Origin of the sequence: Klebsiella sp. D5A (genome assembly GCF_001620885.1) — a bacterium.
Taxonomy (GTDB): Bacteria; Pseudomonadota; Gammaproteobacteria; order Enterobacterales; family Enterobacteriaceae; genus Klebsiella; species Klebsiella variicola.
Map to the genome: position 1 here is coordinate 43,043 of NZ_LOAR01000017.1, position 12,833 is coordinate 55,875.

15 protein-coding genes are annotated in these 12,833 nt (G+C 57.0%); 11 read left to right on the forward strand and 4 right to left on the reverse strand.

Annotation, left to right across the window (positions count from 1 at the left end; translation table 11 throughout):
* The first annotated feature begins 253 nt into the window (after positions 1–253).
* The 9 genes from ptsG (at position 254) to AS136_RS21645 (ending at position 8,045) form a co-directional block, all read left to right on the forward strand.
* Positions 254–1,687: a PTS glucose transporter subunit IIBC gene (ptsG, locus tag AS136_RS21605; protein WP_008805993.1), complete on the forward strand. Its 1,434-nt coding sequence runs from the start codon at positions 254–256 to the stop codon at positions 1,685–1,687.
* Between the two features lie 261 nt (positions 1,688–1,948).
* The gene (hinT, locus tag AS136_RS21610) at positions 1,949–2,305 is read left to right on the forward strand and encodes a purine nucleoside phosphoramidase (protein ID WP_004204571.1); all 357 of its coding nucleotides are present in this window, start codon (positions 1,949–1,951) and stop codon (positions 2,303–2,305) included.
* Between the two features lie 4 nt (positions 2,306–2,309).
* Positions 2,310–2,684: a YcfL family putative periplasmic lipoprotein gene (locus AS136_RS21615; protein ID WP_023322316.1), complete on the forward strand. Its 375-nt coding sequence runs from the start codon at positions 2,310–2,312 to the stop codon at positions 2,682–2,684.
* 21 nt (positions 2,685–2,705) lie between these two features.
* Positions 2,706–3,344, forward strand: coding sequence for a penicillin-binding protein activator LpoB (lpoB, locus tag AS136_RS21620; RefSeq protein WP_162493324.1), 639 nt, complete (start codon positions 2,706–2,708; stop codon positions 3,342–3,344).
* Positions 3,325–4,152 carry a thiamine kinase gene (gene thiK / locus AS136_RS21625; RefSeq protein ID WP_016160619.1) on the forward strand — a complete coding sequence of 276 codons (828 nt, stop codon included), beginning with the start codon at positions 3,325–3,327 and terminating at the stop codon, positions 4,150–4,152. Before lpoB ends, thiK begins: the two co-directional genes overlap by 20 nt.
* Before the next feature lie 23 nt (positions 4,153–4,175).
* Positions 4,176–5,186 (forward strand): beta-N-acetylhexosaminidase, encoded by a 1,011-nt coding sequence (gene nagZ / locus AS136_RS21630; RefSeq protein WP_162494430.1) that lies wholly within the window; start codon positions 4,176–4,178, stop codon positions 5,184–5,186.
* A 35-nt stretch (positions 5,187–5,221) separates the two neighbouring features.
* Positions 5,222–5,764 (forward strand): alpha/beta hydrolase YcfP, encoded by a 543-nt coding sequence (ycfP, locus tag AS136_RS21635; RefSeq protein ID WP_002900775.1) that lies wholly within the window; start codon positions 5,222–5,224, stop codon positions 5,762–5,764.
* A 244-nt stretch (positions 5,765–6,008) separates the two neighbouring features.
* Positions 6,009–7,313 (forward strand): NAD(P)/FAD-dependent oxidoreductase, encoded by a 1,305-nt coding sequence (locus AS136_RS21640; protein ID WP_008805997.1) that lies wholly within the window; start codon positions 6,009–6,011, stop codon positions 7,311–7,313.
* 192 nt (positions 7,314–7,505) lie between these two features.
* Complete coding sequence (locus AS136_RS21645) at positions 7,506–8,045, forward strand: glycine zipper 2TM domain-containing protein (protein WP_008805999.1); 540 nt, start codon at positions 7,506–7,508, stop codon at positions 8,043–8,045.
* Between the two features lie 57 nt (positions 8,046–8,102).
* Here AS136_RS21645 and AS136_RS21650 read toward each other — a convergent pair whose 3' ends face one another.
* The gene (locus AS136_RS21650; RefSeq protein ID WP_022065355.1) at positions 8,103–10,292 is read right to left on the reverse strand and encodes a TonB-dependent siderophore receptor; all 2,190 of its coding nucleotides are present in this window, start codon (positions 10,290–10,292) and stop codon (positions 8,103–8,105) included.
* 69 nt (positions 10,293–10,361) lie between these two features.
* Between AS136_RS21650 and AS136_RS28840 the strand changes: the two genes are divergently transcribed.
* A complete protein-coding gene (locus AS136_RS28840; protein WP_012542233.1) occupies positions 10,362–10,484 on the forward strand; it encodes a hypothetical protein in 123 nt (40 codons plus the stop codon).
* Between the two features lie 52 nt (positions 10,485–10,536).
* On the opposite strand, the gene AS136_RS21655 is transcribed toward AS136_RS28840, so the two are convergent.
* Both AS136_RS21655 and AS136_RS28845 read right to left on the reverse strand, forming a co-directional pair.
* Entirely contained in the window at positions 10,537–11,172 is a 636-nt protein-coding gene (locus AS136_RS21655; RefSeq protein ID WP_008806001.1) for a TetR/AcrR family transcriptional regulator, read from the reverse strand.
* Positions 11,169–11,288: a hypothetical protein gene (locus AS136_RS28845; RefSeq protein WP_046622381.1), complete on the reverse strand. Its 120-nt coding sequence runs from the start codon at positions 11,286–11,288 to the stop codon at positions 11,169–11,171. The genes AS136_RS21655 and AS136_RS28845 overlap by 4 nt, the downstream gene beginning before the upstream one ends.
* 133 nt (positions 11,289–11,421) lie before the next feature.
* Between AS136_RS28845 and bhsA the strand changes: the two genes are divergently transcribed.
* Positions 11,422–11,679, forward strand: a complete 258-nt coding sequence (gene bhsA, locus AS136_RS21660) for a multiple stress resistance protein BhsA (RefSeq protein ID WP_022065354.1) — start codon at positions 11,422–11,424, stop codon at positions 11,677–11,679.
* A 128-nt stretch (positions 11,680–11,807) separates the two neighbouring features.
* Here the strand turns inward: bhsA and ldtC are convergent, their stop codons facing one another.
* Positions 11,808–12,767: a L,D-transpeptidase LdtC gene (ldtC, locus tag AS136_RS21665; protein ID WP_012542231.1), complete on the reverse strand. Its 960-nt coding sequence runs from the start codon at positions 12,765–12,767 to the stop codon at positions 11,808–11,810.
* Positions 12,768–12,833: the final 66 nt, after the last annotated feature.

Here is a 12,833-nt window from a genome sequence, read left to right on the forward strand (position 1 = left end):
TAAAGTTCACCGCCACAAAAGTGGCGGTGAAGGTTTTTTGGCAACATCTGGATACAACTTATGTAAGCTGATGTAAATTTTTACCGTAAGGCTGATTGAAACGTGATAGCCGTCAAACAATCATCCCGTTAATTATTTTACTCTGTGTAATAAATAAAGGGCGCTTAGATGTCCTGTCCACGGCACGGTTCTCCCCCCGGGCCAATGCGTGAAAACGTAAAAAAGTACCAAATACTCAGGAGCACTCTCAATTATGTTTAAGAATGCATTTGCTAACCTGCAGAAGGTCGGTAAATCGCTGATGCTGCCGGTATCCGTACTGCCTATCGCAGGTATCCTGCTGGGCGTCGGTTCCGCAAACTTCAGCTGGCTGCCAGCCGTGGTCTCCCACGTTATGGCAGAAGCAGGCGGTTCAGTTTTCGCCAACATGCCGCTGATCTTCGCTATCGGTGTGGCCCTCGGCTTCACCAATAACGACGGTGTATCCGCACTGGCTGCAGTCGTGGCTTACGGCATCATGGTGAAAACCATGGCGGTGGTTGCGCCGCTGGTGCTGCATTTACCTGCTGAAGAGATTGCGGCAAAACACCTGGCTGATACCGGCGTGCTTGGCGGTATTATCTCCGGTGCTATCGCCGCGTACATGTTCAACCGCTTCTATCGTATCAAGCTGCCAGAATACCTGGGCTTCTTTGCGGGCAAGCGCTTTGTACCGATTATCTCTGGTCTGGCCGCTATCTTCACCGGCGTGATCCTCTCCTTCATTTGGCCGCCGATCGGTTCCGCGATCCAGACCTTCTCCCAGTGGGCTGCTTATCAGAACCCGGTGGTAGCGTTTGGTATCTACGGTTTCATCGAGCGTTGCCTGGTGCCGTTTGGTCTGCACCACATCTGGAACGTTCCTTTCCAGATGCAGATCGGCGAATACACCAACGCGGCTGGTCAGGTGTTCCACGGCGATATCCCGCGCTACATGGCAGGCGACCCGACCGCGGGCAAACTGTCTGGCGGCTTCCTGTTCAAAATGTACGGTCTGCCGGCAGCGGCAATCGCGATTTGGCACTCTGCTAAACCGGAAAACCGCGCCAAAGTGGGCGGTATCATGATCTCCGCCGCACTGACCTCGTTCCTGACCGGTATCACCGAGCCGATCGAGTTCTCCTTCATGTTCGTGGCGCCGATCCTGTACGTTATCCATGCCATTCTGGCGGGTCTGGCGTTCCCGATCTGTATCCTGCTGGGTATGCGTGACGGTACCTCGTTCTCTCACGGCCTGATCGACTTTATCGTCCTGTCCGGTAACAGCAGCAAGCTGTGGCTGTTCCCGATTGTCGGTATCTGCTATGCGATCGTGTACTACGTCATTTTCCGCGTGCTGATTAAAGCCCTGGATCTGAAAACACCGGGTCGTGAAGATACCACCGAAGAGAGCAAAGCTGGCGCAACCAGCGAGATGGCTCCGGCTCTGATCGCCGCTTTCGGCGGTAAAGAGAACATCACCAACCTCGACGCATGTATTACTCGTCTGCGTGTTAGCGTGGCGGATGTAGCGAAAGTTGACCAGGCTGGCCTGAAAAAACTGGGCGCCGCTGGCGTGGTAGTGGCAGGTTCTGGCGTACAGGCCATCTTCGGTACCAAGTCCGATAACCTGAAAACTGAAATGGATGAGTACATCCGTAACAGTTAAGACGTAGTATCGGGGAGACTAAGGCAGCCTATTGGCTGCCTTTTTTACGTTACGAGGTGAGGTTTTCTGAGGCGATAACCCTGAAGAGTATCCGGCAAATGCTTAATCCCTCAGCAGCTAAGTCTATAGTTGAATAAGAAAAACTGCTTTCAGGTTGAAAGAGAGGGAGGATGTCGCTCATACTCTTATCTGAACCTGTGCGTCCGCGTTTATCTGCAGAAGCAGGCCAGCGTATGGGATAAAACTAATAAGGAATCAGTCATGGCAGAAGAAACGATTTTCAGCAAAATCATTCGCCGGGAGATCCCGTCGGATATTGTCTATCAGGATGAGCTTGTGACCGCTTTTCGCGACATCTCCCCGCAGGCACCCACCCACATTCTGATTGTCCCGAATGTTCTGATTCCTACCGTGAATGACGTCACCACCGAACATGAGCTGGCGCTGGGCCGGATGATGACCGTCGCGGCGAAGATCGCCCGCGATGAAGGTCTTGCCGACGATGGCTACCGTTTGATCGTTAATTGCAACCGCCACGGCGGCCAGGAAGTTTACCATATCCACATGCATCTGCTGGGCGGTCGTCCGCTGGGCCCGATGCTGGCGCATAAAGGCTAACGCCATGCTCAGGACCCTTTTGGGCGCTTGCCTGGCGGCGGGACTGCTGGCCGGGTGTAGTTCACATCCGGAGATCCCGGTTTCTGACCAGCAGGCGCTGGTGATGGAGTCGAGCGTGCTGGCGGCCGGGATCAGCGCCAGCGAGCCTGCCGTGGTGGCGACGGAGATTCAGGCTACCGCCTCCTCAACGCTGTATAACGAGCGCCAGCAGCCGGTCACCGTGCACTATCGTTTTTTCTGGTATGACGCCCGAGGGCTGGAGATGCATCCGCTGGAAGCGCCGCGCACCATCGTGGTTCCGGCACGCTCTTCGGTGACATTGTATGGTAGCGCCAATATCCTGGGGGCGCATAAGGCCCGCCTTTATCTTTATCTGTAAGGGGTAATTATAATGATGAAAATGTGTCGCTATGCGTTAATCACAGCACTGGCGATATTCCTCGCAGGCTGTGCGGGGTTACGTGAGCAGCCTGCGCCGGTCGAAGAGGCCAAACCGCAGCCGCAGCAGCCTGCGCAGCCGCAGCCCACGGTGCCGACGGTACCGGCGGTTCCTGCCGTACCGTCGCAGCCGGGGCCCATTGAGCATCAGGATCAGCAGTCTGGTCAGCCGGCGCCGCGCGTGCGTCATTATGACTGGAACGGCGCGGTCCAGCCGCTGGTGGGGCAGATGCTGCAGGCCAGCGGCGTCAATGCGGGCAGTATTCTGCTGGTTGACAGCGTGAACAACCGCACCAATGGTACGCTGAATGCGGGAGAAGCCACTACCGCGCTGCGTAATGCGCTGGCCGGCAACGGTAAGTTTACGCTGGTCTCGGCGCAGCAGCTTGGGGTCGCCAAACAGCAGCTGGGCCTGTCGCCGCAGGACAGCCTCGGCAGCCGCAGCAAAGCCATGGGGATCGCCCGCAACGTGGGCGCGCAGTATGTGCTTTACTCCAATGCCACCGGCAACGTCAACGCGCCTGAACTGAAGATGCAGTTGATGCTGGTGCAAACCGGCGAGATTATCTGGTCAGGTAAAGGTGCTGTTCAGCAACAATAAGCTGACGCGCGATGAGCTCTTGTCGCGCTTCTTCCCCCGCTATCATCCTGTCGCCTCGCTGAGCCAGAATGGCCTCAGCGGCGGCAGTGTGATTATCAGCGACGGCGACCAGCGGCACGTGCTACGTCAGCCGCACGACCCGTCAGCCGCTTCCTGTTATTTCCGCCGTCAGTATCGCGCGCTCCGCCGACTGCCTGCCAGGCTGGCGCCAGCCCCGCTGTTTTACTCACCCTGCTGGATGGTGGTGGAATATTGCGCAGGGGAGGTGAAAAGCGAGTTACCGGCCTGCCCTATGCTGTCAGACTTATTGTATGACGTGCATCAGCAACCGCGATTCGGCTGGCGTGTTACCCTCGCACCGCTGCTGGCCCAGTACTGGCAGACGTGCGATCCGGCACGGCGCACGCCGCGCTGGCTGCGCTGGCATCAGCGGCTGCGCCGCCGGGGCGAGCCCCGTCCTCTGCGGCTGGCGCCGCTGCATATGGACGTCCATGCCGGCAATATTATCCACAGCGAGTCCGGCCTGAGGCTGATCGACTGGGAATATGCCGGCGATGGCGATATCGCGCTGGAGCTGGCCGCGGTGTGGATTTCCCCTCACCAGCGCCGCCAGCTGGTGGCGGCGTATGCCCGGCGGGCGGCCATCGACGCGCAGCAGCTTTGGCGGCAGGTTGTACTTTGGCGCCCGTGGGTATTGCTGCTGATGGCGGGATGGTATGAAATGCGCTGGCAGCAGAGCGGCGATCGGCAATTTATCACGCTGGCAGATGAAATATGGTGTCAGTTAGACAACGAACGTAAAGGATAAGAGAGGTCAGTGTGGGCCCAGTCATGTTGGATGTCGAAGGGTATGAACTGGATGCGGAAGAGCGAGAGATTCTGGCGCATCCGCTGGTGGGAGGGTTGATCCTCTTTACCCGTAATTATCACGATCCGGCGCAGCTGCGGGAGCTGGTGCGCCAGATCCGCGATGCCTCCCGGAACCATCTGGTGGTGGCGGTCGATCAGGAAGGGGGACGCGTTCAGCGTTTCCGCGAAGGCTTTACCCGTTTACCGGCGGCCCAGTCTTTCGCCGCGCTGCTGGGGATGGAAGAGGGGGGTAAACTGGCCGCCGAGGCCGGCTGGCTGATGGCCAGCGAAATGATCGCCATGGACATCGATATTAGCTTTGCGCCGGTGCTGGACGTCGGCCACATCAGCGCCGCGATCGGCGAACGTTCTTATCATGAAGATCCGCAGAAAGCGCTGACGATGGCGCGTCACTTTATTGACGGGATGCACGCCGCGGGTATGAAAACCACCGGTAAACACTTCCCGGGGCACGGGGCGGTGACTGCCGATTCGCACAAAGAGACCCCGTTCGATCCGCGGCCGGCATCGGTGATTCGCGACCACGATATGGCGGTATTCAAAAGCCTCATCGCCGAACAGCGTCTGGATGCCATCATGCCCGCGCATGTGATTTACCCGGAGCTCGACCCGCGTCCGGCCAGCGGCTCAGCGTACTGGTTAAAAACGGTGCTGCGCGGCGAGCTGGGCTTCGACGGGGTGATTTTCTCCGACGATCTGTCGATGGAAGGGGCGGCGATCATGGGCAGCTATGCCGAACGCGGTCAGGCGTCGCTTGACGCCGGTTGCGATATGATACTGGTCTGCAATAATCGTAAAGGCGCGGTCAGTGTGCTGGATAACCTGTCGCCGATCAAAGCAGAGCGTGTTACGAAATTGTATCATAAAGGTTCCTTTTCCCGTCAGGAGTTAAGGGATTCAGCCCGTTGGAAAACGGTGAGTGCCCAGCTGGAGCAGCTTCATGCGCGCTGGCAAGAGGCGAAGTCCGCGTAACGCTCTGCGGGGCGTTGTTGTCTGGTGAGGATGCGATGATTATCTATTTACACGGTTTTGACTCGAACAGCCCCGGTAACCATGAGAAGGTGATGCAGCTGCAGTTTATCGACCCGGACGTGCGGTTGATTAGCTATAGCACGCGCCACCCCAAGCACGATATGCAGCATCTGCTGAAAGAGGTCGATAAAATGCTGCAGCTTACCGCCGATGACCGGCCGCTGATCTGCGGCGTCGGTCTTGGCGGCTACTGGGCGGAGCGGATTGGTTTTCTGTGCGATATCCGCCAGGCGGTGTTCAATCCAAACCTGTTTCCGCATGAAAACATGGAAGGCAAAATCGACCGCCCGGAAGAGTATGCTGACATCGCCACCAAGTGTGTGACCAACTTCCGTGAGAAGAATCGCGATCGCTGCCTGGTGGTGCTCTCCCGGCAGGACGAAGCGCTGGACAGCCAGCGTTCCGCCGATCTCCTGCACCACTATTATGAAATTATCTGGGATGAAGAGCAGACCCATAAGTTTAAAAACATCTCGCCGCACCTGCAGCGGCTGAAAGCGTTTAAAACCCTCGGTTAAGCCTTTTCCCCTGTCGCCAAACCCGCGCCGTGTTCACCGCGCGGGTTTTTTTATGCCTACACTTATTGGTTTCGCTGAAAAAATACGCGACAAAACTTGATGCATATCAATTTTGGTATGACCAATGCACCGTTCATGGTATTCTCGACGGTGCTGAATGGTTTCATTGACGTAACCTGTTGTTAAATAAAGGCTATTATCATAACTTTTATTTAACAATTGGTTAATAATTTTAGGGGTACACATGACTACGCCATTGAAAAAAATCGTAATTGTGGGTGGCGGCGCTGGCGGACTGGAACTGGCAACTCAGCTGGGGAAAAAGTTAGGGCGCCATAAAAAAGCGAAAATCACCCTGGTGGACCGTAACCACAGCCATCTGTGGAAGCCGCTGCTGCATGAAGTGGCCACCGGTTCTCTGGATGAAGGTGTCGATGCGCTGAGCTATCTGGCCCATGCCCGCAACCACGGTTTCCAGTTCCAACTGGGTTCGGTGGTGGATATCAACCGCGAAGGGAAGACCATCACCCTCGGCGAGCTGCGTAATGAAAAAGGCGAGCTGCTGGTGGCTGAGCGTAAACTGCCGTACGACACGCTGGTGATGGCGTTGGGCAGTACCTCGAATGACTTCAACACCCCTGGCGTGAAAGAGAACTGCATTTTCCTCGACAACCCGCATCAGGCGCGTCGTTTCCATCAGGAAATGCTCAACCTGTTCCTCAAATACTCCGCCAACCTGGGTGCCAACGGTAAAGTGAACATCGCCATTGTCGGCGGCGGCGCCACCGGCGTGGAACTCTCCGCTGAACTGCATAATGCGGTGAAACAGCTGCACAGCTACGGCTACAAAGGGCTGACTAACGAAGCGCTGAACGTCACGCTGGTCGAGGCGGGCGAGCGTATTCTGCCCGCACTGCCGCCGCGCATTTCCGGGGCGGCGCATAATGAGCTGACCAAGCTGGGCGTACGGGTGCTGACGCAGACCATGGTCACCAGCGCGGATGCAGGCGGTCTGCACACCAAAGATGGCGAATATATTGAAGCGGATCTGATGGTCTGGGCGGCCGGGATCAAAGCGCCAGATTTCATGAAAGAGATCGGCGGCCTCGAAACCAACCGTATCAATCAGCTGGTGGTCGAGCCGACGCTGCAGACCACCCGCGATGCGGATATTTTCGCCATCGGCGACTGCGCCTCCTGTGCGCGTCCGGAAGGCGGCTTTGTCCCTCCGCGGGCCCAGGCGGCGCACCAGATGGCTACCTGCGCGCTGAACAACATCCTGGCGCAGATGAAAGGCAAACCGCTGAAGGCATACACCTATAAAGACCATGGCTCGCTGGTGTCGCTGTCTAATTACTCCACTGTCGGCAGCCTGATGGGTAACCTGATGCGCGGCTCGATGATGGTGGAAGGGCGTATTGCGCGCTTCGTGTACATCTCCCTGTACCGTATGCATCAGATCGCCCTGCACGGCTATTTCAAAACCGGCCTGATGATGCTGGTCGGGCGCATCAACCGCATCATTCGCCCGCGTCTTAAGCTGCACTAATACGCTGTCTTTACCCGGAGCCGCCCTGACGGCGCTCCGGGCTCTTCTGCTGAAACCGCGGCGATCCCGCTCGGAATCCTCTGAATCCCCTTGATTTGCTGCGAATTCTCGCACTTTTCATCCGCTATCTGATTTGCGCCCTCCCGGCTCCGGTTGCAAAATTGTATCAACAGCAACAAAGGAGGATCTCCCGTGAATAAATCTATGTTGGCGGGTATAGGGATAGGCGTGGCTGCCGCGCTGGGCGTTGCAGCTGTCGCTGGTCTCAACGTGTTAGATCGCGGCCCGCAGTATGCGCAAGTGGTCTCCAGTACACCGATTAAAGAAACCGTGAAAACGCCGCGTCAGGAATGCCGCAATGTCACGGTGACCCATCGTCGTCCGGTCCAGGATGAAAACCGTATCGCCGGTTCGGTACTCGGCGCGGTGGCCGGTGGGGTGATTGGCCACCAGTTTGGCGGCGGTCGCGGACGTAGTGTAGCGACAGTGGTAGGTGCGCTGGGCGGCGGCTATGCCGGCAACCAGCTGCAGGGGGCGATGCAGGACAACGATACCTACACTACCACCCAGCAGCGTTGTAAAACGGTATATGACAAATCCGATAAAATGCTGGGCTACGATGTGACCTATAAAATAGGCGATCAGCAGGGGAAAATCCGTATGGATCACAATCCTGGCAGCCAGATCCCGCTGGACAACAACGGCCAGCTGGTCCTGAACAACAAAATCTAAAAACAGATTTATGTAGTGATTAGCCCCTCAATCGCTCAGGCTGAGGGGCTTTTTTTATCAGAAGGTTAACGCGTAATTCAGACCGAAGGTACGGCCACGGCCTTTGTATTCGTACAGCGATGAACTGCCGTAGGTCGGGCTGTAGAGCAGCGGCGCCCGCTGGCCCCAGATGGTGACATAGTCTTCGTTAAGCAGGTTTTCGATACTGAAGGTCAGTTTCCCCACCGGCAGCGCGTAACTGCCAATAAAATCAACGGTGTTATAGCCTTCCAGCTTGTTACCGGCGGCGTCGCTGAGGTCAAACACCTGCTGGCTCTGCACGCGCAGGCTCCACGGATCCGGCGCCCAACCCACCCAGGCGGTGGCTTTGGACGGTGAGGCGAGGGTGACATCCCATTTTTGCCAGCGGCCGTCGGTCTGCACCTGTGATTTCAGCACGTTGAAGTTACCGCCGACGCTCCAGTCGCTGTCCGGAATAAAGTAATCGACCGCTCCCTCAACGCCGTAAATACGCCGTTTGTCGGACTGCACGTCGATGGTCATGTCGGTGCGGTTGACGACGATGGTCTTATCCGAAGTCGAGTAATATGCCGCCAGCTGGGTGCGCAGGTTATCGCCGGTGTAGCGCCAGCCCAGCTCATACGAGTTAACTTTGATCCCCTGCAGCGGCGAGTCATCGACGTTGACGCTGGAGATCAGCGGCAGATGGCCATTGACCGCCGCGCCGTATTTACCGATGCCGTAGTATTTACCGGGGTCCGGCAGCTCGACGCCCTGCGAGAAGTTAAACCAGGTCTGCTGACGCTCGGTCAGATGCGCCACGATCCCGGCGTTAAACAGGAAGTTATCGTAATCGGTTTTGCCGCCTTTGATGGCGTCGGCGGAGCGCGCTTTGCCGTTGGCGATATCCTGTTGCTGGGCGTAGCCGACAAAGTCGTCAACCCGGTTTTCGGTCCACTGGTAGCGTACCCCGCCGCTGACGGTAAAGATCTCGTTCAGATCGTAGCTGGACTGCAGGAACGGCGCGACGTTGGAGATGCTGTATCCCGGATAGCGGCCGGTGGTGTAGATCGATTCGTTGTGCAGCCCGCCGGACGCCAGCGATTGCTGCAGATCGAAGAACATCTGGTTGGCATTGAAGGTCTCATGATCGGCGTCGAGACCCCAGGTGAGATCCCATCCCGCCAGCGGCTGGCTGTTAAGGGTCAGCTTTGCCCCATACTGATCGGTATCCTGCTGCGACGAGGAGAAGCTACTGACCTGGCCTTTCGTAAGCGTCGGGAACGGATAGAAGGTGAGGGACTCATCGCGATAGTACACCTGGCTCACCAGATTCTGGCCGAAGAAGTCGGCATCGGAGTACTGGAGGCTGATTAAGTGCCGCTCTGTACCGGGGATACGGTCGGAATTGAGCCCGTCGGTGGTGTACGCTTTGCCGCCGCTGGTGACCGCGGACATGTTCTTCCCGAGCCACAGGCCGTAGTCATCATCCCCCTGGCTTTTATAATACTGGGTGACAAGCTGCAGCTGGCGGTTGTCATCGATCTCAATCGTCCCCGTCCCCATCACGTCGAGGCGGTCAGAGTGCTGGAGCCCCGTTTGGGTGTTATCGAGGATCAGCGCATCGTTATTGCCATCGTACCAGCCGCCGAAACGCTGATAGGCTACCGATAAGCGCCCAGATGCATGGTCTGTCCCGCCGCTGACGGCCGCCGCGATGCGCTCATCGTGATCGTTACTGTTCGCAAACCCGCTCTTGCTGCCCACCTCGAGATCGACCTGGCGATCCTGCTGCCCTTTCTTGGTGACGATGTTGATAAGCCCGCCGGTACTGCCTCCGCCGTACAGCGAGGTCGCCCCGGAGATCACTTCGATATGTTCGATGTTAAAGGGGTCGATGGCGTCGAGCTGGCGACTGTCGGTGCGTGAGGAATTGAGCCGGACGCCGTCGATCAGCACGACGATGGCGCGCCCGCGCATGTTCATCCCGTAATTGGTGCGCCCCTGGCTGCTGACATCGATGCCCGGGATCAGCTGCGCCAGCACGTCTTTGAACTCTTTCCCGCCCTGGACCTGCTGCTCAATCTCCTGGCCCTCAATGACCCAGGTGGTTTGGGCCATTTCGGCCACGGTGCGATGGGTGCGGTTTGCACTAACGATGATGCTGTCTTCATCAGACTGAGCCGCCAGCGCAGGCAGCGAGCTGACCAGCAGCAGGGGGTGGAGCACCCAGAGGCGCTTTTTCATATCCATTCCTTTTATGAGCAAGTTGCTTTGTCGTTGTTATAGGCCGACGCCGGGTCGGCATTAGTTACAATGCGAAACATCTGGAAAAACTCAAAAAAGGATTTTGCACATAATGAATATCGCAATCAATATCATTTGCGTTTATCTTGCACGAGAAAAGGTAATAAAAATCAATCTATTTTGTGGGGATAAAGCCAACAGGAGAGTGGATCCGGCGGCAGAACACCGCCGGAGGCAGGGCACATCAGGACTCGAGGATCTGCGGCCAGAGACGGAGAGTGGTGTCGGTGATTTGCATCAGCTTGTCGAAATCCGCGCCTTCCCGCGCGCTAATCGACATCCCCTGCAGGACACAGTTGAGAAACTGCGCCAGCGGCGCGACGTCGCGGCCCGCGGGGAGTTCGCCCTGCGCTTGCCGCTGCTGCAGAAACTGAGTGAGCGCCTGCTCCTGCATCGCATGGCGGGATTTGATGGTATTGGCGATATCCGTCGAGGAGGCGGCCAGCGCGGCGGAGGTATTGATAATAAAGCAGCCGGCCGGCGTCTCTTTGCTGGTAAAGCAGGTGGCGACCGCCGTGAAGTAGTCGCGCAACGCCTGATCGACGGATTTCCCTTCGGCCAACAGCACGGCTTCGTGCTTCGCGGCAAAGCGCGAAATGTAACGATCCAACACTGCGCGGAACAGGCCTTCTTTATTCACAAATTCCGCATACAGGGTGGGGGCTTTTGCTCCTGTCGCCTCGACCAGATCGGCGAGCGAGGTCGCCTCATAGCCGTGCTGCCAGAAGAGTGTCATGGCTTTGTCCAGCGCCGCATCCCTGTCGAACACCTTCGGTCGGCCACGGCTTTTTTTGGCGCAACTTTGAACGTCAGTTGTCATGGTGCCGTTGTACCTATGTTGGTTTGGTGAAAGGCCATTATAAAAATAAACGATCGCCGGGGCCAGCGCTGTTGGTTTAAAAATAAATAAATCATATGCGTATGAAATTTAAGCATTTTATAAATAGTTAAACGATCGTTATAAAAATGCGTTGACGTGTGATGTAGATCACATTACTATTTACCTATCGATCGTTAAGTTAATACTTACGGCCCTACTAAAAAATTCATCTGCACAGGTATAATAATCATGAAAACCGTTAATACTCTGGCTATTGCCGCCGTTCTTAGCTCACTCTCTTTCGCCAGCTTTGCCGCTGTTGAGGTGCAGTCCACCCCAGCGGGTCAGCATAAAGTAGGCACCATCTCTGCTTCTGCCGGGACCAACCTGGGCTCGCTGGAAGATCAGCTGGCGCAGAAAGCAGAAGAGATGGGCGCCACCTCATTCCGTATTACTTCGGTAACCGGTCCGAATACCCTTCACGGCACCGCTGTTATCTACAAGTAAGCCCGATGCGTCGTTGCCCGGCCCCCTTCACCGGACAGCGATGAGTAAGACCCTGTTGTACCCCTGTTTGACCCTTGCCAACAAAAAACCCGCCATCAGGCGGGTTTTTTGTTTTCTGCAGCGTAAGACTACAACGACTGCGGTCCAGGGGCAGCATGACGCGTGACGTCAATGGGCATGCCCGAGCGGTAATTCATCGCGCGCTCCATCACCGTCCCGTCGGTTTGCGGCGCCTGTTTGAACTCCGTCATGGTCGCGTTAAGCGTAATGGGCAAGGTCTGCGGGTCGTCATCGATATGCTCAGACAGCGGCTGATGGACTTCAACCAGACGGCGGCCATCCGGCTCTACCGATACCTTGATCGGCGTGTTAATGATATTCACCTTAGTGCCTGGCGAAATGGCGTTGTACAGCGCCTTGATATCGTTGTCGCGCAGACGAATGCAGCCGGAGCTGACGCGCATGCCGATGCCGAAATCGGCATTGGTGCCGTGCAGGAGATAGACTCCGCCATAGGCGGCGAGGCGGATGGCGTGATGGCCCATCGGGTTGTCAGGACCGGCTGGCACCACCGCCGGCAGCTCAATCCCCATTGCCTTATAGCGGGCGCGAATGTTAGCGGTGGGCGTCCAGGTCGGATTGGCCCGCTTGTCAGACACGGTCGTGACCATCGTCGGCGTGATGGTGGTTCCGCCCAGCTGGCCGATGCCGATCGGGTAGACGGTCACTTCATTTTTACCCGGCGGGTAATAGTAGAGGCGCAGCTCGGCAAGGTTAATCACCAGCCCTTCGCGCGGCGCATCGGGCAGCAGCGTCTGCAGGGGGATGGTCAGCACGCTGCCGGCGCGGGGAACATAGGGGTCAACCCCGGGATTGGCCTGCAGCAGGGCCAGAAAGCCGACATTGTACTTTTTGGCAATCGCCTCCAGCGAACCGCCGTTATCCTGCACCACGTGGAACGTATTCTGACCTACCAGCCGGCTGCCCGGCGGGGGAAGGGGCCAGGTGTTGGCGCGCGCGGGCAGAGCCAGCGCGGCGACCAGCGCGACCAGCGCCAGCCAGAGCGTAACGGGGAAACGGTTTCTCATTACCATAACTCCAAAATATATAAGTGGTTATTTTTATATGAAAAGCAGATGAGATTATGGCGTGAG